A 23,363-nucleotide genomic window follows, 5' to 3' on the forward strand; every position below is an offset into this window, starting at 1 on the left:
GTCAGGCGCTGCCCGCCGCCAGATCCCGCGCAGAGCCCTCAGGCGAGGGACGCACGCGCCGGTTCGACAGCTTCACCAGCAGTTCGTCGGCGACCTCGATCGCGCGGTGCGCCATGACCGCGACCGGATAGCTGCCGATCACGACGTTGTCGAAGCTGACGGTGGCGTAGCTGAATTCGCGGCCCAGGGCGGCCGCTGCATCCTGCAGGCATTGGGCCACCGTCGTCAGTCCTTCGCGGGCGTAGCGGCGGGTGCCGTCGCCGATGCCGATGCAGGAGTTGAAGTTTCTCTCGCCGTGCTTGGTGATCTCGACCGCGGGTTGCATCGCTTTTCTCCCAGAGTTCGCTGGGGCGATTCTGGCGAGCGCCCGGATCGTGCGGAACTGGCCATTGGTCTAATTCGACCCTTGCCATCCGCCGAAATCCCTCATGTTGAGGAGGCCGCCCGGCCTGGGCGGCCTCCTCGTCGTTCAGCTGCGGGCGCGCTCCTGGTCGCGCAGCAACTTGATCTGGTCGTGGTTGCGCTGCGCGCCCTGCGCCTGGCGCTCGACCACGGCGCGCACGTCGGCCGGCAGGTTCTGCTTCAGCGCCTTGCGATAGCGTGCCACGGCCGCGTCCTCGCCGCGCTCGCATTCCTCGAGCATCGAGAGATCGCTGTTGGCGCCGACCATGCCCTTCGCATGCACCCAGCCGCGGTGCATCGCACCGGTCGCGGTGCCGCCGTCGGCCGGCTTGCCGCCCAGGGTCGCGATCAGCTGCGAGAGCTCGCTCGCGCCTTGTGCGCAGGAGGAGGCACGCTCATTGAACACGCGCTTCATCTCGGCCGACTTCACCTCCTCGGCACAGGTGCGAAAGCCGTATTCGCCGTCGCGCGAGGTCTCGAGCAAATCGTTCAGGATGTCGACCACGTCGCTGGTGGCCAGAACTTCGGTATCCACTGCCATGAAAATACTCCTTGGTTCAGAGGTCCCGTGCGGGAGTACGCGGGACGCTTGCTGGAGCCTTCATGATTGAGGTCTGGGCCGTTCGCTGCGTCAGCCTCGCCTGACGGCGCCTGTAGGGCGGTGCCGCCCTTCTCGCCTTCGCTGCCTACGCCCTTCGCGCTAGACCTTATTGCGAATAGGCGCTCCCGGACCCCCCTCCTAGACTCGCCCCCGACGAGGTCTGAGGGGCGCGCACTCCGCGCGTCGGCGGCACGCGGGGGTCGAATGCAAAGTCTTTCGGGATTCGGACGAGCGCACCTTGCGCGCAGGTGGATCGGCGCAGGTGCCCTCGGACTCGCGGCGCTGCTCGGCGGCCCAGGGGCGCTGGCCCAGGTGCCCGATGCCGAGGCCGCGGCCAGCAAGCAGGAACAGGCGCGGCTCGCCGACACGGACACGCTGCTCGCCCTCACCAGCGACGGGGCGGTGCTCTACGGGCAGGACAGTCCCAAGCTCTCGGGCTACCAGTACTGCAGCCAGGCCGTGGCGCTGGCCGAGGCGGGCGAGTTCCGCCAGAGCGTGCGGGCGGCGAGCAAGGCCTTGCACCTGGCCAGCACCACGCGCGACCCCAACCTGCTCGCGATGGCGAACCGCGATCTCGCCATCGTCTACAGCTACTCGGGCCAGCTGGAGAAGGCCGAGGAATTCGCACGCGAGGCGCTCAAGCACGAGGCGCGCGACCCGAAGCTGGTCGTCGGCCCGGCGAACAAGGTCATCGGCGATGTGCAGACGCGGCGCGGCGACTACGCCGGCGCGGTCGCGAGCTACGAGACCGCGCTCGCCAACAGCTCGCAGCGCTATGCGCCGCTGGTGCAGTCCTCGCTGGTCAACGCGCTGATCGAGTCCGGCGATGCGCCGCGCGCGCGCCAGCTGCTCGGCACGCTGCCGACGCCGCGCGAGGCGTCGCTCGCCGGCCAGCTCGAGCGCACCCGGGCACGGCTGCTGCTGGCCGAGAACAAGCCGGCCGAGGCGCGCGACCTGTACCTGCAGCTCACCACGCGCTCGGTCGGCACCGACAGCGGCTACTACCGCCTCTGGGCCTGGGACGGCGTCGCGCGCAGCGAGCTCGCGCTCGGGCAGAAGCAGGCAGCGGCCGATGCGGTGGGCCGCGCGCTCGGCGGCGTCGATGCGGTCCGCGCGAAGTTCCGCAGCGAGGAATTCAAGATGGGCCTGTTCTCCGACCTGCAGTCGGTGTTCGAGCGCGGGGTGGGGCTCTACAGCGAGGTGGGCGATGCGCGCCGGGCCTTCGAGCTGAGCGAGCGCAGCCGCTCGCGCGCGCTGCTCGATGCGGTGCGCGGCCGCGCGCGGCTGAACAGCGAGGCTGCGGCCACGGTCGACCTGGCGACGCTCCAGCGCACGCTGGCACCGGACGAGCGGGTGCTGCAATTCCATGCGCTGCCCGACCGCCTGCAGGCGTGGGTCGTGAGCCCGGCGGGCATCGAGTCCAAGAGCATCGCGATCAAGCGTGACGACCTCACCGAGCTGGTCGAGACCTTCCGCAACTCGGTGGTGCGCGGCCGGCGTGCCGCCATCGCCAATGCCGACAAGCTGGGCGCCGCGCTGATCGGGCCGCTGGGGCTGAAGTCCGGCGAGCGCCTGGTGATCGTGCCCCATGGCCCCTTGCACTACCTGCCGTTTCAGGCGCTGCGCGTCGATGGCCGCTACCTGATCGAGACCCATCCGGTCTCCGTCGCGCCGTCGATGAGCATCGCGGTGCAGTTGGCGCAGCGCTCGCCGCGTGCGGAGCCGGTGCTCACGGCCTTCGGCAATCCGCGCATCGAGGACAAGTACGACTTGCCGGGCGCCGAGACCGAGGTCAAGCAGCTGGCGCGGCTGTTCCCGCGCAACAGCGTCTACATGGGTGCGGCGGCGACCAAGACGCAGTTCCGCGACGTCGCCGCGCGCGCGCCGCTGATGCACGTGGCGGCCCATGCCGAGGCCGACCAGGTCGACCCGCTCTATTCGCGCATCCTGCTGGCCAACGAGGGCGGAAAGCAGAACTTCCTCGAGGCGCACGAGATCCTGGAGCTTCCGATGCAGGGCAGCGCGCTGGTCACGCTCTCGGCCTGCGAGTCGGGCCTGGGCCGCATCGCGCAAGGCGACGAGGTGCTGGGCTTCACGCGCTCCTTTCTGTCCGCGGGCACCGGCAGCTTGATCGCTTCGCTGTGGCCGGTCTCGGACGATGCCACCGCCATCCTGATGGGCACCCTCTATGCCGAGCTGGCCAGGGGCCGGGACATCCAACAGGCCATGCAGGCCGGCCAGCTCGCCGTATTGAAGGAACCCCGCATGTCGCACCCCTTCTTCTGGGCCCCTTTCAACCTGATCGGCAACTGGCGGCTCAAGGTGCGCAGCGCGGAGGCTGCGCAATGAGCGGGGCGCGCGCATCGTCGAAGCCCTCGCAGATCCGTCCCGTCGCGTTCGCCGCCGCATCGCTCGCGGTGATGGCGCTGGCGCTGGCCGCCTCGCGCGTCCATGCGGCCGCCGAAGCGCCCGTCACCCTCGCGCCCACCCAGGACCCGTGCGGCAGCTGCGGCCGCCCGGTGGCCCAGGCACCGGCCGCGCCACCAGCCGCGCCGCAGAGCCTGCCGGCGCCGCCTGCGCCCGTGGGCAGCTTCCGGCTCAACGACCTGCGGCTCAACGGCGCGCACGCGCTCGGCAGCGAAGAGCTGCAGGCGATCACTCGCCCCTACATCGGCCGCGAGGTCACGCTGGGCGATCTGGAAGCGCTGGCGCAGGCCATCACCGCGAAGTACCGCGAGCGCGGCTATTTCCTGGCGCAGGCCATCGTGCCGGTGCAGACGGTGCAGGGCGGCGTGGTCGAGATCAGCGTGATCGAGGGCCGGCTCGGCAAGGTCGACGTCGTGGTCGCGCCCGATGCGCCGATCAGCGAGCAACGCGTGCGCGCCTTCCTCGCGCCGGTGCTGTCCGGCGAGGCGCTCAACGGCGAACGCTACGAGCGCTCGATGCTGCTGCTGTCGGACCAGCCCGGCATTCGCGTGTCCTCCGGCCTGCAGGAAGGCGCCCAGCCCGGCACCACCGACCTCACGGTCGAAGTCGCGGCCGGGCCGCGCTGGGCCTTCACCGCCGAGGCCGACAACCACGGCACCAAGGAGTCAGGGCGCTACCGCGTGGGCGGCACGGCGCGCTGGCTCAGCCCGGCCGGCATCGGCGACAACCTCGACCTGCGCGCGATGGTGTCGGACGACGGCCTCTGGTTCGGCCGCGCCTCCTACGAGGCGCCCGTGGGCGCCAGCGGCCTGCGCGCCGGCATCGGGCTGGCCCGCGTGCGCTACGAGCTCGGCGGGCAGTTCGCCGACCTGGACGCGCGCGGCCGCGCCGATGTATTCGACGTCTCGCTCAACTACCCGGTGATCCGCCAGCGCCAGCAGAACCTCTTCCTGCGCGTGACGGCTGATCACAAGAAGCTGGTGGACGAGTTCGGGGCCGTGAACCTCAGCTCCGACAAGCGCATCCGCGGCCTCGGCCTGGGCTGGGCCTGGGAGCGGCGCGACGAGTTGCTGGGCGGCGGCTACTGGGCGAGCTCCGGAACGCTCTACCACGGCAAGCTCGACATCGGCGATCCGCAGACCCTGGGCTTTGACCAGGGCATCGGCGGCCACCGCACGGACGGCGGCTTCACCAAGCTGAGCTTCCTGGTCTCGCGCCTGCAATCCATCATGCCCCGGCACTCGCTGTACCTCTCGGTCGGCGGCCAATGGGCCAGCAAGAACCTCGATGCCTCCGAGAAGCTGGCCCTCGGCGGCGCACGCGCGGTGCGCGCCTACCCGTCGGGCGAGGTGCTGGCCGACCAGGGCTGGATCGGCACCGTCGAATGGCGCTGGTCCTACAACGAGGAGCTCACGCCCTTCGTGTTCTACGACGCGGCGCGCGGCAAGCTCGCGCGCGACCCGACCTTGTTCGACGGCGTCGATCAAGTCAGCCTGCGCGGCTATGGCATCGGCCTGTCCTGGTCGCGGCCGGGCAACTTCGCCGTCAACGCGACGCTTGCGTGGCGCGACGGCACCCGTCCTGCGCAGACCGACGGCGGCGGCCGCAACCCGCGCCTCTACGTGCAAGCACAAAAGGCCTTCTGACATGAACTCCCAAACGAAGCCGAAGCAGGCCGAGCGCACACGGCCGGCGCATTTCCCCCTGGGGCCCGTGGCCGTCGCGCTGGCATGCATGAGCCTCGCAGCGCCGGCCCTCGCGCAGCTGCCGAGCTGGAACAGCTTCGTCGTGCGCGGCGGCAGCGTGGCGGTGGGCAGCGGGCCGGGCAACCTGCCGATCACGGCCGCCGGCGTGCCCTCCGCCGCGGGCACCATCCTGCCGATCACGCAAGGCACGGCGCGCGCCATCATCGACTGGCAGGGCTTCTCGATCGGGCCGGGGAACGCCGTCAACATCACGCAGCAGGCGGGCCCGCGCAGCGTGCTGCTCAACCGCGTGACGGGCAACGAGCTCTCCACCATCGCCGGCGCGATGACCGCCAACGGCCGCGTGTTCCTGGTCAACCCCAACGGCGTGCTGTTCGCGAGCGGCTCGACAGTGAATGTCGGCGGGCTGGTCGCCTCCTCGCTCCAGATGGCGACCAGCGACACGGACTTCATGGCCGGCAGCGAGCGGCTGGTGTTCCAGCAGCAGGGCAGCGCGCTCGGCACGGTCGAGAACCGCGGCAGCATCACCGCGACGGGCGGCGGCACGGTGGCGCTGGTCGGCGGCAGTGCCGTCAACAGCGGCAGCATGGTGGCGCAGGGCGGCACGGCCGCGCTGGTGTCGGGCGACGCGGTGACGGTCGACTTCGCGGGCGACGGCCTGACCACGTTCAAGGTCGATTCGGGCCTGTTCGGCAGCGTCAGCAACAGCGGCCTGGTGCAGGCCGACGGCGGCCGCGTGGTGCTGATGACCACCGCCGGAAGCCAGGTCGCGCAGGGCGTGGTCAACACCCGGGGCGTGCTGCGCGCCGACACGCTGTCATCGCGCAACGGTGAGATCGTGCTCGACAGCGGCAGCTCCGCGGCGGGCGTCACCATCAACGGCGGCCTGCTCTCGGCCGCGGGCAACGGGCCCGGGCTGAAGGGCGGCACGATCGATGTCAACGGTCGCACCATCCTGCTGCAGCCGTTCGTGCCGCCCGCATCCGCCGTGGTGCTGCCGTCTCCGTACGACAGCGGCATCATCGACGCGAGCGGCGCAGCCGGAGGCGGGCACGTTGCGCTGCATGCCGCCGCGGTCGGCGGCAACCCGCAGAGCGGCGCCATCGCGGTCGCCGCCGGCAGCCGCATCAGTGCCGATGGCATGGTCGCCGGCAACGGCGGCGACATCCGCCTCCTGGGCGAGCGCACCCTGCGCGCCTACGGCACCATCACCGCGAAGGGCGGTGCCGCCAGCGGCGATGGCGGCTTCATCGAGACCTCCGGCGGCTATGCCGTGCCGGCGGGCGACAACAACGGCGGCATCGACGTGGCCGGCCTGCGCACCGATGCCTCGGCGCCCAACGGAACCGCCGGCCAGTGGATGATCGACCCCTTCGACGTCACCATCGTCAACGGCGCGGCCAGCGGCAGCCTGAGCAGCAATCCCTTCGTGCCGGTCGCCACGTCCACCATCCAGGACGGCGACATCAATGCGGCGCTCAACGGCGGCACCAGCGTGCGCATCACGACCGGCAACCCGGCGGCGGGAACGCCGACCCTGGGCGACATCGTCATGGACGACGTGCGGATCGAGTACACCGCCAGCAAGGGCCCGCTCACCCTGCAACTGGATGCGCACCGCAGCGTGCGCGGCAACACCGCCTCGGTCATCGCGTCGACCAGCGACCCGCTGAACGTGATCTTCAACGCCGACGTCGACGGCGCCGGCGCCGCGGTGGGCGGCGGCCAGGTCAGCTACAGCGGCGCGATCTACAGCAACGGCGGCAACGTCGCGATGACAGGCAGCTGGGCGAACCCCAGCAACGGCATGTGCAGCATCTGCCTGACGACGGCGCTGATCGACACGCGCACCGGCAACCAGCAGCTGACACCCGGCGTACCCGGCGAATACACCGGCGGCAGCGATGCGGGCCTCGGCGGCTCGGTGCAGCTGCGGGGCATCAGCACCTTCGGCGATACCTTCCAGACCAGTGTCGGCGCGGTCTTCGTCCAGGCCAGCACCATCAGCACCGCCACCGGCGACATTTCGATCTTCGGCAGCCACAGCACCGGCAGTGGCGTGGTGCTCGAGAACTTCCAGAGCAGCGGGACACTCAGCACCACCAGCGGCAACATCTCGGTGACCGGCATCGGCACCTTCAACGGGAACGTGACGGGAACGCCGGGCCATGGCGTCGAGATCAACAGCGAGACGCTGCGCACCGTCAGCGGCAACATCTCGGTGACCGGCCGCCGCCTGGCCGGCGGCACGGTGGTCGGCTCGGGCGTGCTGCTGCAGGGCGGCGCGCTGCTGCAGACCACCGGCGGCGGCGACATCCGCGTGACCGGGCAATCCGACGGCAACGGCGCCGGCGTGAACATCGCGCCCCCGGCGTCGACGACCTCGGGGCCGGGCGGGCAGATCGACGGCAGCCGCAACGTGGTGCTGCGCGCGGTCAACGACGGCAGCACCGATGCGCTGGTCATCGGCGGCCTGGTGCACGCCGGCAACGCGCTCGACCTGCGGCCCGGCGGCGTCGACCTCGCGGGCAATGGGCTGGACCGCACCGACGTGCCGATCGCCATCGGCAGCACGGTCAACACCGGCTTCGCGATCTCCGCCGCCGAGCTCGGCAACCTCAGCACGGCCTTTCTCGTGGCCGGCAGCAACACGCACGCGGCCGACATCACCGTGGTCGGACCGCTGGCGCTGGCATCGGCGCTCACGCTGCAGAACGGCGGCGGCGGCAACATCCGCATCGCCGCGCCGGTTTCCGCACCGCAGCTGGGCCTGCTGAGCGCGGGCGACATCACGCAGGCCGCCGGCACCAGCCTCAGCGCCAATACGCTGCTCGCGCGCTCCAGCGGCGGCAATGTGCTGCTCACCCAGCCCGGCAACAACGTGGCCGTGGTGGGCGGCGGCGCGGCCGGGCGCTTCGAGTACACCGACGCCGATGCGCTGGCGCTGAGCACGCCGGCGGTGGTCGCGTTCGACGCCGCCGCCAACCTGCCGCAGAGCGTGGCGGGCGGCACGGTGAGCGCAGACCGGGTGCTGGTGCGCACGCTGAGCGGCGACCTCTCGCTCGGCACCGGCGTCACGAGCACCAGCGGCACCGACCTGGTCGCGGCCGCGCGCTTCCAGAACCTGGGCGCCTACACCATCGCCGGCGCGCCGTGGCGCGTCTGGGCCGACACCTGGGTCGGCGAAACACGTGGCGGGCTGTTCGGCTCGGGCCTGCTGCCCAATCTCTACCACTGCGCCTACCTGGGGCTGTGCACGGTGACAGTGACGCCTGCCGACAACCACTTCATCTACGCGCAGCAGCCCGCGGCCACGGTGCTGGTTCATAGCGCGGCGCGGCCCGGCGGCTTTCCCAATCCGCTGTTCACTTACAGCATCACGGGGCTGATCCTCGGCGATACGGGCGCGGGCTTCGCCGGCACGCTGAGCAGCCCGGCCACCTCATTCAGCCTGAGGGGCACGTACCCGATCAACGGCAGCTTCAGCTCGGCGGAGGGCTATGCGGTCACCGTCGTGCCGGGGGTGCTCACGGTGGGCGGGCTGATCGAGTTCATCAAACCGGACCTGGTGCGCGACAACCCCAGCACCTGGCTCTACGACCGCAACATCGGGCCGGCGCCCATCTGCCTGGCCACCGGGCCGCTGGAGGGCGACCGCGCGGCGCAAGGCGGCGACGTGCTGGCGCGCGAGTGGTCGCGCGTGCGCTCGCGGCCCAATCTCACGAACTGCATCGATACGGAGCGGCGCAATGGCTGCGGGGACTTCTAGGCGCGAATCCATTGCGGACAGGCCGCGCCATTGCTAGTGGAACCGTGCCCGATCGATCGCCTCCAGTGCCTCCTTGCCAATCTCGTAACGTACGTCGTGGGTCAAAAGGCGATGGGTGAGACTGGACATCAACTCGCGCGCAACGCTGGTAACGGCATGATTTGCGGGTCGTTCCTTGTTGAAGCGGCACGGAGAGTCATCGTTCAAGAGACTGAGGAGTGCCCGCGCTGCTGCTGCGTGCAGCCGCACCTGCTTGGACTTCGACATCGTCCAGTTGAAGCTCCTCGTGGCCAGCGTACCGTGGCTGACGAAGGCGCGCATGACATTGGTCAAGGCGTCGTCGGTCAACAAGCGTTCGTGGATCGCGCCAGTTTTCAGCATGATGACCAAGGCCTCTTGAATCAATGAATCGTCAAGCGCATTCAGCTGCTCTCTCGCTCCGCCGTGCAGTCGGTCTGCGGCGGCAGCATCGATGGCTTGGACCGCACGCAGCAACGCATGGGTCTTGCTGGGCATCTCGATAAGCTCGGCATGCCGCTCATGCATGCATGCCAATAGTCTCCACCCGGGGGCCCAATCAAAGTCCTCATCGAACCCGAACTGGAGCTTGGCGTACTTCATTTGCCGCAGTATCTTGTTCATGGGGTCCTCGGGCAATCTCAGGGCGGCTCGCAGATCGATACGGTGTGCGAGCGCCTTGAACAACGGGCCGATCGCGGCGCCGTTGAAATTGTCCTGCAGAAGGTAGTCCACCACGGCCTCTGCAATCAGCCTGCGACCTTCGTCCATCGCCAGGATGGCCTCGAGCGTAATGGCGTGATCTGCACTGCAGAGCTCCGGTAGCGCGCGAAACAGGTCGCTCTCGACGTCGAGCACGATTACATCGCGTAGTTCGAGCCCTGCCCGGACGATCAGCGTCTGGATGCCCGCCAGCTGATGTTCCGGCGTCACGAAGTGCATCGAAAGAATGCTGGTGGCCAGAGTCGAGTAGTAAAGGTCACCGGTCGCGGTCGCCATGAGCACGATCGCCATGTCCAGCACAACACGATCCTGCTGCGCATCGTCTTGAACTTTCAGCTTGTCGTTGAGCTCGGCTTTGCCAAGGCGCAGAGGCCGCTGCTCGAGGTGGAGTCCCACCGTTGCAAAGCGCTCGACGACAGCCTGGAACAGCTCTTCTCGTGCCGGTTCTCCGAACTCCGGGTACGGACAATCGTGAATCAGGCGTGCGGCCGCATCGAGCGCGCCCGTGGCGATGGCGAGCCGAAAGTTCTCAGCGAGCCGAAGGAGGGTATCCACGGATGCCTTGCCGAGGAGGCCGCGGACCTTGGTCCTCACCAAATCAGCGATGCCGGACTGCTGGGCCGAGCGCACTTCTTTCTCGACGCTTTTCAATAACTTCCAATGGCCTTGTACGGCCTCGTCCCCCTGCAGGGATAAGTGACTCAATGCCGTCATGACGTGGGAACGCAGCTCTTCGGCCAGTGCTTCGTCGATCTTGCCGGACAAGGACGCAAGCCCCCGCAGACGGTCCGTGCACTCCTCGATGTCCGGCGACTGCACCGCCTGCTCCACAGCGACACGCAACACTTCGCTCTTCAGGCTGTCCGGCACGTGGTCGAGCAATTTCGATGTCAGTTGCGGGAACCAGGCCATGGCTTCCAGCTTCATGCGGACGTGCTCCTGGTCGACTGGAATCATGATCCGGCCCAAGCAAGGCCAGACGATGCATTTCATTGCCACGGCCTGCGTGAGTTCGTGAGCCCTCAGTTGATTGGCGATCTGCAGAAGTTCACCCAGTTCTTTCAGGCAGGCATCCGGCTCCAAGGTCATGATCCGCGCCAGGATCATGCGCACCGCCTCGATGAGGGTATCTGCGTCCATTCCCTGGACCATTTCCCTCGTCAGCGAAGGGCACAACTGGTTCAGGCTCGACTTGGCCTCGAGCGAGCAGAACGGGAAGAGTTTGAAAAACCGGGGATCGTTCGGGCGATTCAGCGCACATTTGGCCGCCGCGAACAGAGGCCGGTCCATGGCTTTGCGGACGTTTGGATCGTTGCTCGTCTTCAACGCCCGAATTTGACTGCACCGGCATGGTTCCAGCAGCGCGAGCAGCGTCGAGGGCTTGCACATGCGAAGCAGCGTGCAGGCCGCCGTGGGCCGTCCTGCATCCACGAGGATCGCGATGGCCTTGGTGACCGCGTCGATGTCTGCCTCGCGCACTTTCGAACCGGCGAGGACGCTGTCGTTGTCGGCCCGCCATTCCAGGCCCTCGATGCTTTTCAGGCAAGCACACACCTCCTCCCAGGCGTCACCACAGGCTTGCATCGTCAAGGGCGCAGTGGGGCGGGGCGGCTTTTTTTTCCGACCGGCACCAAGTCGGTCAAACGTCAGTGGTGTAGGTTGTTGCCTGGGTGATTCCGGGCGATTCGACGGACTCCGGTCGCGCATTTGCATCGCGTCGCGCTGCATGTGGGACTTGCGTGAGCTGATATTCATGTTCTTCAGTGACACCAGCCCACGCCGAGTTCCAACGCCTTCCCGCGCCAATGATCGCGTGCGCGCGCCCAATCTCGGGAACGGCATCGACAGGGAAAGACGCAACGGCTGGGGCGATTTCTGAGCCTTGGCGTCAGCCGGCGCCGTGCGCACGAGAGGCAAGGCTCCTACAGTGCCCGCCCGCATTTCCTTCTACCAAGGAAATGTCGCGTTGACTCCAAGGTGATTCTTATGCGCACTCCTGCCAACATTGCGGGCCATCCGATCCATCCCATGCTGGTCACCATCCCGATCGGCCTGTGGATCTTCTCTCTGGTGGCCGATCTCGTGGCCTTGCGCTCCGCCGCCCCCGAGGACTGGTCGCTCGTTGCCTTCTACGCCATGGTCGGCGGGATCGTGGGCGCCCTCGCGGCGGCCCTGCCCGGACTGGTCGACCTGCTGTCGCTCGAGGACCGTGCGATCAAGAAGACCGCGTTGATCCACATGAGCCTGAACCTCACCATCGTGGCCCTGTACGTGGTCAATGCGTGGCTGCGCTGGGACGCGCATGCGATCGGCGGCCTGCCGCTCGCGCTGTCGGTGCTCGCAGTCGCGATGCTGCTGGTCTCCGGATGGCTGGGCGGCAAGATGGTCTATCTGGCCGGCATCGGCGTGAGCGCGGAGCCGCGGGAGCAGACGCAGCGCCACGCCTGAGGCCTGGACCTCATCGTCCTGACAGCACGCGGCCGAAGTCGCCCGTGTAAGTGCGCAGGCCCTGGTGCGCCAGGCGGGAGCGTGCATCGACGTACACCTTGCCGCCCACCGCCTGCCAGCGGCGGCAGAAGGCATAGTCTTCGCTCAGGTAGCGGCCGTTGCCGGGCTCGGCCATGACATCGAAGAAGCGGTAGTGCGGCCAGGCGTTCGAGGCCGGGTCGCCGGCGGTCGCGTCGGGCGTGTAGCGCAGCTCGGGACAAGCCGCGGCCAGGCGCTCGAACACCGGGCGTGCGATCAGCATGAAGCCGGTGGGAGCGTCCAGCACTTCGAGGAATCCGTCCTCGTCCACCGCATGAAGTCCCTGCTGCACATTGGCCGGGAAGCGTGCATGCGCCGCCTCGAACTGCTCGCGCGTGGTGCCGGCCGGCAACGGCGCGTGCAGCCCTTCGGCGGGCCAGCCCTCGGTCTTCAGCGGATAGACGCCGGCCACCACCTCGCGCCCGGCCAGCAGCAGGCGCAGCGCCGCCTCGGGTTCGAAGCCGATGTCGGCATCGATCCAGAACAGGTGAGTCCAGCGAGGATCGGCCATGAACTCGGCCACGAGCCGGTTGCGCGCGCGCGGGACCAGGCTGTCGCCGTCCAGAAAGCGCGTCTGCATCGCGAAGCCGCGCGCCCAGGCCAGGTTGACCAGGCCGAGCAGGCTGCGGACGTAGATCGAAGTCAGCGCGCCGCCGTAGCTCGGCGTCGCGATGAACGGGCGGATGTCTTTCAGGGCTGAAGGGTCGAGCATCGGTCGGCGCGGAGGTCATCCCGTTCTGCCGGCGCGCCGCGTCGACAACAGCGCCCGCAGCTTGGCCGGCGCCACCGGCTTGGTCAGCAGCAGCACGCCGCCCTGCCGCAGGCGCTGCAGCACCTCGGGGCCCGTGGCGCCGGAGACCAGCACCGCCAGCGCGTCGGGCTGCAGCCGGCGCGCGGCCTCGATCACTTCCATGCCGTCCTCGGCGTCGGCCAGCTGCAGGTCGCACAACAGCACGTCGAAGTGCACCTCGGGGGCGGCCAGCCGACGCATCGCCTCGCTGCCGCTGGCCACGCATTCGACCTCGCAGTCCCATTGCTCGAGCAGCGCCCGGGTGGCGTCGAGGATGGCGGGGTCGTCGTCCACCACCAGGCAGCGCAGGCCGGCCAGCGGAGAGCTGGCCACCGGCGCCGGCGAGGGTCGCTGCACGTCGCGCGGATCGGCCTCGGGCAACTCGAGCGAGAAGGTGCTGCCGGCCTGCAGCGCCGAGCGTAGCCCGATGCGCGTGCCCAGCAGCGCGGCGATGCGGGCGCAGATCGCGAGCCCGAGGCCGAAGCCCTGGCGCCGGTCGCGCTCGGTGTTCGCGACCTGGTAGAACTCCTCGAAGATGCGCGCCTGGTGAATCGGCGCAATGCCCACGCCGTTGTCGCGCACCTCGATGCGCACTTGGCCGGCGCGGCGCCGCGCGGCCACCAGCACCGTGCCCTCGGCGCCGGTGTGGGTGATCGCGTTGCCGACCAGGTTGCCGATGATGCGCAGGAGCAGGGCGGGATCGGAACGCACCGCGAGCCCGCCGTCCCGCCACACCAGCCGCACCTGCAGGGAGGCGGCGCGCGCCGCATGCTGGGCGCCGAGCTGGTCGAACAGCATCGCCAGCGAGACGTTGCCGATGGCCGGCGTCAGCACCTGCGCATCGAGGCGCGAGATCTCGAGCAGGTCGTCGAGCAGCAGGCTCATGAACCCGGCGCCTTCCTGCAGCCGCAGCACTGCGGGCCGCTGGGCCTCGGAGGCGGTCGGCAGCAGGCCATCGATGAACAGGCCCATGGCATGCAGAGGCTGGCGCAGGTCGTGGCTGGCCGCGGCCAGGAAGCGGGCGCGCGAGAGCGAGGCCTGCTCGGCCTCGGCCATGCGCTGCAGCGCCACGGCGGTGGCCGCGCGCACTTGCTCCTCGCTCTGCTGGCGATTGCGCTGCAGGCGTTCGGCCAGGCGGTTGATGTCATGGGCGAGGTGGGCGAACTCGTGCTGGACGCGGCGGGCGTCGTCGTCCTCGCCGTCGGCCGGCGCCTTGGCGCCGCGCGCGACCACGTTGCAGCGCGCTTCGAAGCGGCCGGCCTCCAGCGCGGCCACGGTGCGCGAGATGCGGCGCAGCGGCTGCGCGACGGCGCGCGCCGTGTGGCGCACCCAGGCCCAGGCCGCGATCAGCGCGATCATCGCGATGCCGATGCCCGCCATCAGCGAACGCGTGCGCTCGCGCGCGTAGCCGGTGGTGTCGCGAAAGACCTGCACCAGGCCGATCGGCTTGTCCCCGGCCGCGGTCGCGCCCTCGGGCGCGAAGGCGCTGGCCCTGGAGGCTTCGCGCAGCGTCACCGGCGCGGTGAACATCCGCAGGTGACCCACGGGCGCGGCCTTGGAGCCGGCCGTCACGTAGACGCCGGCGCTGTTGCTGATCTCCACCCGCGTCACCTGGCCGCCGCGCTGGGCTGCATTGGCCACGTTCTGCAGAGCGGGCAGGTCGCCGGCATAGAGACTCAGGTCGGACATCGCCGCCACCTGGCGCGCGACGGCCTGGCCCTCGGCGTTGAAGGCGCCTTCGAGCGTATCGAGGCGGCTGTGGGTGAACCAGGCGGTGAGCGCCAGCGCCACCGCCGCGCAGGGGACCACGCCGAGCCGGAACAGGTCGCGCTGCAGGCTGCCGCCGACCACCACCGCCCGGCCGTCGGCGGCAGGCTCGGAGGGGCGTGCGGTGGTTGGCACGACCAGGCGATGAGGGGGCGCGATCATCGGGTGGCCGTTACTCGCTCGGTCAGCGTGCGCTCTTCGGGCAGGCGCAGGCCCAGCCCGCGTGCGACGGTGGCGTTGACGCGCACCGTGGAGGGCGTCGCCGCCTCCACCAGCACGCCGCCCGCGACCGGGCCCATGGCCAGTTTCTGGCCGAGCGAGCGCGCCTGCTGTGCGAGCTGCCCGGGCGTGGAGACAGCGGCAGCGAGTCCGCCGGACCGCACCAGACCATCGCTGGTCCCGAACACCGGCAGTCCGGCGGTGGCGCCGGCCCGCAGCACCGAGAGGGTGGCGGCCTGGCTGTCGCCGATCAGGTCGGGCAGCACCATCAGGGCATCGCTGCGCGGCACCAGCACGCGCAGCACCGCGGCCAGCGACGTGGCGTCCGGCGCGTATTCGATCTGCAGATCCCAGCCGTGGGCGGCGCGTTGCAGCTCGCGCACGATCGGTTCGGATTCGGCGGTCGCCACCACGCCCAGCCGGCGTTTCTGCGGCAGCAAGGCATCGATGAGGGCGAGCTGATCGGCCATGGCCGGTTCGCGCAGCAGCACGCCGACCTGGCGATCGCCACGCCTCAGCGCGGGACTGCCCTTGAGGCTTTCGTAATCGAGGCGGCTCAGCATCGCAAGGACCAGCGGGTCCTGGCCGGGCCGCTCGATCGCGCTGCGCGCCGCGGCCACGCCGACCGCCATGGTGACCGGCGGGTCGACCGGCGGGCCGGCGCGCAGGCTGCGGGTGCGCACACCGGCGTTGGCGCGGTCTTCGCTGGCCGCCAGGCGGTCGGCGGGCGTCCCGTCGGCAGGCAGGCGCACCAGCTCGAAGCGGCTGCTCGCGTCCTGAGATTCGCGCAGCAGGCGCACGAATTCCGCATGGGCGGCGTTGTCGTCGGCCAGCAGCACCGTCAGTCCGGCTGCGTGGGCGCCGAGCGAAAACGCGGCCGCGCAGACCACGCTGGCGATGGCACGCAACCCCCGAAGGAGCGCTGGAAAAGGCTTCACGAACATGAACTGCACCAGTGTGGGCGATGGACCCAATGTACGGACCCGGCTGCCTCGGCGCGATAAGGCAGAGGGCTTAGGTCGAAGCTGCGGGCGGCCGGATTGCGCTGCCGGATGGCACGCGCTCGCGGCCTCTCGGCCTATGCCTTATTTCGTATGCAGCGCCCGACGGTGCACTCAGGCCGTGATCTGGCGTACCGCGGCCAGTTGGGCGCCGATGGCCTGCCGCAGCAGCTTGGGCGACACCGGCTTGTAGAGCACGGCCACACCCGCGCTGGCGACCTCGCGCAGGCGGTCGGGCTTGGTCTCGCCGGTCACCAGCAGGCGCGCCGTCGCCGCGCCGATGCCGCGCGGATGCCGCTCCAGCGCGGAAAGCACGTCCAGCCCGTTATCGCCGCCCTGCAGCAGCAGGTCGCTCACCACCACATCCGGCGGCCGGTCCCAGCTGTCGGCGAAGGCCAGTGCCTCCGCGCGCGTCTGCGCGGTCATCACCTCCGCCCCCCAATTGCTGAGCACCACCTGCAGCCCTTCGAGGATGGTGCGCTCGTCGTCGATCACCAGCGCGCGCACGTCGCGCAAGTCCGGCTCTTCTTCCACGCCGGCGCTCAGCGGCAGCCCGTTCGACGCAGGCAGCGCGGGCTCGGCGCTGCGTACCGTGACGCGCACGCAGGTGCCCTTGTGCGGCCGCGAGCTCAGCTCGACGTGGGTGTTGAGCAGCGCCGCCAGCCGCTGCACCGTGGCCAGGCCCAGGCCCATGCCGCGTGCGTCGCGGCCCTGGCGCGGCTGCGGCTCGACTTGGTAGAACTCTTCGAAGACCCGCGACTGGTGGTGCTCCGCAATGCCGACGCCGGTGTCCACCACGTCGATGCGCACGCCGCGCCCGCGCCGGCGCGCACCGATCAGCACGCCGCCCTCGGTGGTGTGGCGCAGCGAGTTCGACACCAGGTTGTTGAGGATGCGCGAGAGCATCACGTAGTCGCTGCGCACCCAGAGCTCCGTCTTGCGCACCACGAGCCGCAGGTTCTGCTGTTCGGCCACCGGCCGGAAGTTGCGGCTGATCTCGTCGAACAGCTGGTCCAGCTGGAAGTCCGCCCACTGCGGCTGCAGCACGCCGGCATCGAGCTGCGAGAGGTTGAGCAGGCCCGAGAACAGGCGGTCCAGCGAGTCCACGCATTCGCGGATGTGGCCGATGCGCTGCAGGCGCACCGGATCCGTCTCGCCGTTCGCCAGGCCGTCGGAGAACAGCGTGAGTGCATGCAGCGGCTGCCGAAGGTCGTGGCTGGCGGCGGCCAGCAGGCGCGTCTTGGCCTGGCTCGCTACCTCCAGCTGCTGGTTCTTGCTGGCCAGCTCGGCGGTCGCCTTGGCGATGCGGCTCTCGAGCAGGGCGCGGCTTTCCGACAGGGCGCTCGCTGCTTCGTTGAAGCCGTGCTGCAGCCGCCGCACCTCGGCCGTGCCCTCGACGGCGACCTGCACTTCCTCGCCGGCGCCCAGGCGGTCCACCGCCTCGCCCAGCGCCTGGATCGGCGCGCTGATGCGTCGCGCCGCCCACCAGCCCGCCAGCCCCACACCCACCAGGCTGGCGCCCAGCACCAGCACCACGTTGAGCCAGACCGAGCGCTTGGCGCGCTCCACGGCGTCCAGGCTGATCTCCACCATCACCTTACCGGCGTGCCTGCCATCGTCGTTGACGATCGGCGCCGTCACCTTCAGGCCTTCGCCGCGCTCGCGGTCCTGGGTCTCGGAGTTCGCGAGGATCTCGCCGTCCTCCGACCAGATCTGCACTTGCTGCACATGCGGCTGGTAGCTGCCGGACTGCGCAGTGCGCTGCAGCGCGCGGCGGTCCATGCGCTGCAGCTGCGATTGCGCCACGGTGGCCACCTGCAGCGCGACGGTCTGGGCGTTGGCGCGCATCAGCTCGGTCACGTTCGAAAGGTGCTGGCGCGTCAGCACCGCGATCGCGCCCAGTGTCGCCACGGTGGCGGGCAGCAGCGCCAGCAGCACCAGCTGCTGGGCCAGCGTCAGGCGCATCAGCAGCCGCAGGGCACGGAAGGGCCAGCTCATGGGCGAACCGGCCGCATGCCGGCGCTGAGGCCGGCCTTCGACCGAAGTACGTGTCCAGAGGAAAATGTCACGGAATCTGACCAAGTTGGTTTCTAATTGTGTTCTCGACAGAACAGCTTTGACCAGCCCGTTGCCGGAAATCAAGCCCAACGTGTTCCAGAAGAAGGTGCAGGCGCTTCTGCGCATGATGGCACGGCGCGTGTTCGCGCTGCTGTGGGGCTGCGTCCTGGCTGGCCTGGTCGGCTTCCTCCTCGCGCTGCCGGCGCAGGCCGCCGGCGCCTCGAACGAAGCCCCGCTGCGCTTCGGCATCCTGCCGCTGGGCGGCGCCTTCGAGTCGCGCAACGACTGGGAGCCGCTGCTGGCGGACCTCAGCCGCGCCATCGGCCGTCCCGTCAGCGTGCTCTCGGTCAATTCCTATGAAGCGCTCGAGAAGGCCATCGAGCACGACCAGGTCGACATGGCCTTCCTGTCGGGAAAGATGGCACTCGACGCCGTCACGCAGCGGCGCATGAACGTAGTCGCGCAGGTCACGCGCCACGACGGCCTGCCGGGCTACCGCGCGCTGCTGCTCGCGCGCAAGACCGGGCCGCGCAGCACGCTCAAGGACCTGCTGGCCGAGCCCGAGCGCTGGCGCCTGGCGCGCGGCGAGAGCCGTTCGGTGTCGGGCTTCATCGTGCCGCAGCTTCAGCTCTTCCTGCCGAACCACATCGCGATGGAGACGCGCTTCGCGAGCGAGGTGGTGGGCACGCACCAGGCCACCGCCCTGGCCGTGGCCAACGGCGAAGCCGATGTGGCGACCAACAACACGGCCGACTTCGAACGCTTCAGCCTCCAGTTTCCGGCGGAGGCCGAGCGCCTCCAGGTGATCTGGGAATCGGAGCTGATCCCGCATGCGCAGATCGTCGTGCGGCGCGAGTACAGCCCCGAGTTCCAGAAGAAGGTGCAAGCCTTCCTGGTCGAGTACGCACGCAGCAAGGGCCCGCGCGGCGACGCCGAGCGCGCGGTGCTCAAGTCGCTGCACGACCTTGCCGGCTTCGTGCCGGCCGACAACAGCTCGCTGCTGCCGGCGGCCAAGCTGGCCTACCAGCTGGCGCGCCAGAGCGCGATGAGCGCGCAATGGATCAACGAGGCCGCGCGCCAGGCGCGGCTGCAGCGCATCGAGAACGGCTATGCCGAGCAGACGGCCGCCTTGCGCAGCAATGCGCCCTGAAGCACGCGCGCGGCGGCGCCTGCTGTACGCGGCGGCGTGGCGGGGCGCGCTGGCGGCCGCGCTGCTGGTGGCGCCGGCGGCCGCATCCTTCGCTCAGGGCGTGCCTGCCGGCGCCGCCGGCCCCCTGCGCTTCGGCGTGCTGCCCATCGGCGGCGCGGTGGAGTCGCGCGAGAGCTGGACGCCGCTGCTGGGCGACCTGAGCCGTGCGCTCGGCCGGCCGGTGAGCGTGACGTCCATGAGCTCCTATGAAGCGCTGGACCAGGCGATCCGCCGCGGCGAGGTGGACTTCGCCCTGCTGTCGGCCAAGCTGGCGCTCGATGCCGTCTCGCAGCATCGGATGAGCGTGGTGGCACAGGTGAAGCGCCACCCCGGCCTCTCCAGGCATCGCGCGGTGCTGCTCGCGCGCAAGACCGGCACGCACCAGCGCCTCGACGACCTGCTGGCCGCGCCCGAGGGCTGGCGACTGGCGCGCGGCGAGAGCCGTTCGGTGTCGGGCTTCATCGTGCCGCAGCTGGAGCTCTTCCTGCCCCATGGCATCGCCATGGAGCGCTTCCAGAGCGAGCTCGTGGACACCCACCAGGGCACCGCGTTGGCCGTGGCCAACGGCGACGCCGACGTGGCCACCAACAACACCACCGACTTCGATCGCTTCAAGCAGCAGTTCCCGGTCGAAGCCGCTCGGCTGCAGGTGATCTGGGAATCCAGCCCCACGCCGCCGGCGCTGTTCGTGATGCGGCGCGACCAGCCCGCCGCCGTCCGCAAGCGGCTGCAGGATTTCCTCGTCGGCTACGGCCAGGCCAAGGGTCCGCGCGGCGATGCCGAGCGCGAGGTGCTGAAGCAACTGCACGCGCCCCTGGGTTACGCGGCGGAAGACGACAGCGTGCTGCTGCCGACTGCGGCCCTGGACTACCAGGTGGCCCGGCAGCGTGCGCTGAACGCGAAGTGGGTCAACGAAGCGGCGCGCCAGGCTCGCCTCGAGCGGCTCGAGCGCAACTACACGCAGCAGGCGGCCACGCTGCGGGGCACCGCGCCCTGAGTGCCCCGCGACCGCGAAGCTCGCGCGGGCGCAAGAATTGATCAGATTTCTTTCTCGCCCTTCGGACCAAAATGCGCGGCCTCGCGACCAGAGCGAGCAGGGCAGGCCATGAAATCCAGAGTAGGCACCGGGCACACCCCGGGCACGATACGAATCCATCTTCAAGACGCCGGACGCGCGCGCCCGTGCATGAGCCATGCCTGCCCCGGCGCTTTCGGCTTCATCGGCGCCTTCCGGCGCTTCTTCCCGGAATACCTCGCATGACCATCGACTTCATCGCCCCATGGCTGCTCCCCTCCGTGCTCAGCGCGATCACGATCGCGGCCATCGTCCTGGCCCATAGCAAGCACCGTCTGGCATGGCTCGTCGGCCTGTCGGCTCAAGCGGGCTGGAATGCCTACATCGTCGCCACATCGGCCTGGACCTTCCTGCCGCTGAGCGCCACGCTGACCGTCCTGTATTGGCGCGACCGGCTCAGGTCGACGCGCGAGGACGACCGCGAGAGCGAAGCTCGCGACAAATGGAAGGACACGGTGATCGACGCTCTCGTTGCGAGCGCGGCCTTCCGCAAGGAGCACGAGAACGATCCGGAGAAAGCGTTGACCGCGCTCGTGAAGATGGAAACCGCCATGGCACTCGACCCGGCCATCTCGATCGAAGCCGAGGCCCTGGTGCAGCGCGGCCGCGACGAGGTCAACGGCGAGGACGAAGTCACCGTGCCGAAGCCTGGCCAGCTGCTGGAACAGCTCAGTCAGTTCAAGCCGCTGCCCGTGACGGCCGGCAAGCCCGTCAGGCCGGCCGGCATTCAACGCCGCGAGAGCGGCATCGAGTGGGAAGACACCGGCGTGCCGGGCATCGAAGTGACGGAGATCGCTTCGGTCGCGCCTGCACCCTGGAACGCGCTCGCTGCGGCCTGAAGCGCCGCGTGTGAAGCGAAGCGCGCCTTTCGGCCCGCGCCGCGAGCTTGTCGCGCGCGTCTCTGATGTTGGCGCTACCACAAAGGAGGTAACGCGACCCATCGGGCTGTTCTGCGTGGCGGAGCATCCGACCACAAGAATCTAGAGAATTCTCGCGCGCCACCGACAAACTGGAGGTGCATCACCAGAATCCGTCCCTCCAAAAAGAAGAAGGAACGGATGTGGTGAATTCAAGGGGAGGCCGCAGGGCTGCGGCTCGTAAGAACCTGCGCGCGTGGATGCGCAAGTCGGGGGCGATGGCCCTGCCGGCTGCGCTGGCGGCGCTGGCGCATGGCCAGACGGCGCAACTGCCGGCGGCGCCGAAGCCTTTCGTCGAGGAACAGCGGCAACAGGAACGCGAGCGCGCGCTGCGCCGCCAGCAGGAGCGCGCTGTCGACAGTCGCCTCCAGCCTGATGTCCGCCCCGAGGACCGTCGCCTGCCCAAGGACGAGGTGCCGTGCTTCCACATCGAGCGCGTGGTGCTGGCCGGCGCGCACGCCGAGGACTTCCAGTGGGCGCTCGCCGCCGCCGCCGGCGAGGACGGCAGCGATGATCCGCGCGGCCGCTGCATCGGCACCGAAGGCGTCAACGTCGTGATGGCGCGGCTGCAGCAGGCCGTGGTCGCGCGCGGCTATCTCACCACCCGCGTGCTCGCCCCGCCGCAGGACCTGGGCCAGGGGACCCTGAGCCTGACACTGATCCCCGGTCGCATCGCCGCCATCCGCAACGCTTCCGGCAGCCGGGCGCGGACCGGCCTGGCTGCCGCCATTCCCGCACGTGCCGGCGACCTGCTCGAACTGCGCGATATCGAGCAGGGACTGGACAACCTCAAGCGCGCGCCCACCGCCGAGGCCGATATCCAGATCGAGCCTTCCAGGTCTTCCGGCGCCGGGCCTGGCGACAGCGACCTGGTCGTGAAGTACGGCCAGCGCTTCCCGCTGCGCACCACATTGAGCCTGGATGACAGCGGCACCAAGGCCACCGGCAAGACCCAGGCCGGCGCCACGGTCGCCTGGGACAACCCGCTCGGCCTGAACGACCTGTTCTATGTCAGCTTGAACCACGACGCCTTCGACCACCAGGGGCAGGGCACCAGCGGCCAGACCGTGCATTACTCGCTGCCCTGGGGCTACTGGCTGGCGAGCGCCACCGCCTCGCAGAACAAGTACCACCAGACCGTGCAGGGTGCCGACCAGGCCTACGTCTACGCCGGCGAGTCCGCCGATGCCGAGCTCAAGCTCTCGCGCCTGGTCTATCGCGACCAGCGCCGCAAGACCACGCTGAGCGTGCGCGCCTTTCGGCGCAGCGCGCGCTACTTCGTCCAGGACCGTGAGGTCGAAGTGCAGCGACGTGCCACGGCCGGCTGGGAGCTGGGCCTGGCGCACCGCGAATTCATCGGCGAGGCCACGCTCGATGCCAGTCTCGCCTGGCGGCGCGGCACCGGCGCCTTCGGCGCCTTGCATGCCCCCGAAGAGAAGTTCGGCGAAGGCAGCTCGCGCTTCGCGTTCGCCACCGCAGAGCTTGGCCTGAACGCACCTTTCCAGTCCGGCGTGCAGAGGCTGCGCTACACCGGCCTGTGGCGGGCGCAATGGAACCGCGCCCCGCTCACGCCGCAGGACCGCTTTTCCATCGGCGGGCGCTACACCGTGCGCGGCTTCGATGGCGAGGCCAGCCTGATGGGCGAGCGCGGCTGGCTGCTGCGCAACGACCTCGGCTGGGCGCTGGGCGAGACCGGCGCCGAGCTTTATGCGGGCGTGGATTTCGGCCAAGTGGGCGGGCGCTCCACCGAGCAGGTGGTGGGGCAGCGGCTGAGCGGTGGCGTGATCGGCCTGCGCGGCGCTCGCAACGGGCTGAGCTACGAGCTCTTCATCGGCGCGCCCATCCACAAGCCGGAGGGCTTGCGCACCGCCCGGGCGACGGCGGGATTCAGCCTGAACTACAGCTTCTGATGAGCACGCAGGGAACAAGAACATGAACAAGCATCTTCACCGCATCGTCTTCAACGCCGCGCGCGGCCTGCGCATGGTGGTGCAGGAGACGGCCATGGCCGCAGGCAAGGCCTTGGGGGCGACTGCGGCAGTGATGGCGATGGCGCTTCTGGCTGCAGCGCCCGCGCCCGCACAAATCGTCGGAGCGCCCGGCGTGGCGCCGGGCCTGCGCCCCACGGTGCTGGTGGCACCCAACGGCGTGCCCCTGGTCAACATCCAGACCCCC

16 protein-coding genes are annotated in these 23,363 nt (G+C 69.7%); 9 read left to right on the forward strand and 7 right to left on the reverse strand.

Annotated elements, in window-relative coordinates; all coding sequences use genetic code 11:
* Window position 1 precedes the first annotated feature (1 nt).
* The gene (locus J2739_RS03730) at window positions 2-325 is read right to left on the reverse strand and encodes a hypothetical protein (RefSeq protein WP_309898643.1); all 324 of its coding nucleotides are present in this window, start codon (window positions 323-325) and stop codon (window positions 2-4) included.
* A gap of 144 nt (window positions 326-469) precedes the next feature.
* Window positions 470-943 (reverse strand): PA2169 family four-helix-bundle protein, encoded by a 474-nt coding sequence (locus tag J2739_RS03735; RefSeq protein WP_309898645.1) that lies wholly within the window; start codon window positions 941-943, stop codon window positions 470-472.
* Window positions 944-1,207: 264 nt separating this feature from the next.
* Between J2739_RS03735 and J2739_RS03740 the strand changes: the two genes are divergently transcribed.
* The 3 genes from J2739_RS03740 to J2739_RS03750 are packed head-to-tail and all read left to right on the forward strand — an operon-like array spanning window position 1,208 to window position 8,905.
* The gene (locus J2739_RS03740) at window positions 1,208-3,352 is read left to right on the forward strand and encodes a CHAT domain-containing protein (RefSeq protein WP_309898647.1); all 2,145 of its coding nucleotides are present in this window, start codon (window positions 1,208-1,210) and stop codon (window positions 3,350-3,352) included.
* Window positions 3,349-5,076 carry a ShlB/FhaC/HecB family hemolysin secretion/activation protein gene (locus tag J2739_RS03745; protein ID WP_309898649.1) on the forward strand — a complete coding sequence of 576 codons (1,728 nt, stop codon included), beginning with the start codon at window positions 3,349-3,351 and terminating at the stop codon, window positions 5,074-5,076. The genes J2739_RS03740 and J2739_RS03745 overlap by 4 nt, the downstream gene beginning before the upstream one ends.
* A 1-nt stretch (window position 5,077) precedes the next feature.
* Window positions 5,078-8,905 carry a beta strand repeat-containing protein gene (locus J2739_RS03750; protein WP_309898651.1) on the forward strand — a complete coding sequence of 1,276 codons (3,828 nt, stop codon included), beginning with the start codon at window positions 5,078-5,080 and terminating at the stop codon, window positions 8,903-8,905.
* Window positions 8,906-8,938: 33 nt separating this feature from the next.
* Here the strand turns inward: J2739_RS03750 and J2739_RS03755 are convergent, their stop codons facing one another.
* A complete protein-coding gene (locus tag J2739_RS03755; RefSeq protein WP_309898653.1) occupies window positions 8,939-11,416 on the reverse strand; it encodes a hypothetical protein in 2,478 nt (825 codons plus the stop codon).
* A gap of 216 nt (window positions 11,417-11,632) precedes the next feature.
* On the opposite strand from J2739_RS03755, the gene J2739_RS03760 reads away from it, so the two are divergent.
* Window positions 11,633-12,094: a DUF2231 domain-containing protein gene (locus tag J2739_RS03760; RefSeq protein WP_309898655.1), complete on the forward strand. Its 462-nt coding sequence runs from the start codon at window positions 11,633-11,635 to the stop codon at window positions 12,092-12,094.
* Window positions 12,095-12,104: 10 nt separating this feature from the next.
* Here J2739_RS03760 and J2739_RS03765 read toward each other — a convergent pair whose 3' ends face one another.
* From J2739_RS03765 to J2739_RS03780, 4 genes are all read right to left on the reverse strand, one after another.
* Window positions 12,105-12,884, reverse strand: a complete 780-nt coding sequence (locus J2739_RS03765) for a hypothetical protein (RefSeq protein ID WP_309898657.1) — start codon at window positions 12,882-12,884, stop codon at window positions 12,105-12,107.
* 15 nt (window positions 12,885-12,899) lie between these two features.
* Window positions 12,900-14,891, reverse strand: a complete 1,992-nt coding sequence (locus tag J2739_RS03770) for an ATP-binding response regulator (protein ID WP_309898660.1) — start codon at window positions 14,889-14,891, stop codon at window positions 12,900-12,902.
* Window positions 14,888-15,892: an ABC transporter substrate-binding protein gene (locus J2739_RS03775; protein WP_309898662.1), complete on the reverse strand. Its 1,005-nt coding sequence runs from the start codon at window positions 15,890-15,892 to the stop codon at window positions 14,888-14,890. The genes J2739_RS03770 and J2739_RS03775 overlap by 4 nt, the downstream gene beginning before the upstream one ends.
* A 171-nt stretch (window positions 15,893-16,063) precedes the next feature.
* A complete protein-coding gene (locus J2739_RS03780) occupies window positions 16,064-17,947 on the reverse strand; it encodes an ATP-binding response regulator (protein ID WP_309898664.1) in 1,884 nt (627 codons plus the stop codon).
* Between the two features lie 187 nt (window positions 17,948-18,134).
* Between J2739_RS03780 and phnD the strand changes: the two genes are divergently transcribed.
* The 5 genes from phnD to J2739_RS03805 form a co-directional block, all read left to right on the forward strand.
* Window positions 18,135-19,157 (forward strand): phosphate/phosphite/phosphonate ABC transporter substrate-binding protein, encoded by a 1,023-nt coding sequence (phnD, locus tag J2739_RS03785; protein WP_405053820.1) that lies wholly within the window; start codon window positions 18,135-18,137, stop codon window positions 19,155-19,157.
* The gene (locus tag J2739_RS03790; protein WP_309898666.1) at window positions 19,147-20,193 is read left to right on the forward strand and encodes a phosphate/phosphite/phosphonate ABC transporter substrate-binding protein; all 1,047 of its coding nucleotides are present in this window, start codon (window positions 19,147-19,149) and stop codon (window positions 20,191-20,193) included. Before phnD ends, J2739_RS03790 begins: the two co-directional genes overlap by 11 nt.
* Before the next feature lie 260 nt (window positions 20,194-20,453).
* Window positions 20,454-21,110, forward strand: coding sequence for a hypothetical protein (locus tag J2739_RS03795; RefSeq protein WP_309898668.1), 657 nt, complete (start codon window positions 20,454-20,456; stop codon window positions 21,108-21,110).
* 296 nt (window positions 21,111-21,406) lie between these two features.
* Window positions 21,407-23,098 carry a ShlB/FhaC/HecB family hemolysin secretion/activation protein gene (locus tag J2739_RS03800; RefSeq protein WP_309898721.1) on the forward strand — a complete coding sequence of 564 codons (1,692 nt, stop codon included), beginning with the start codon at window positions 21,407-21,409 and terminating at the stop codon, window positions 23,096-23,098.
* 22 nt (window positions 23,099-23,120) lie between these two features.
* The coding region (locus J2739_RS03805) for an ESPR-type extended signal peptide-containing protein (RefSeq protein WP_309898670.1) at window positions 23,121-23,363 on the forward strand (243 nt) is incomplete at its 3' end.

Source organism: Variovorax soli (genome assembly GCF_031454625.1).
In the GTDB taxonomy this organism is placed as follows: domain Bacteria; phylum Pseudomonadota; class Gammaproteobacteria; order Burkholderiales; family Burkholderiaceae_C; genus Variovorax; species Variovorax soli_A.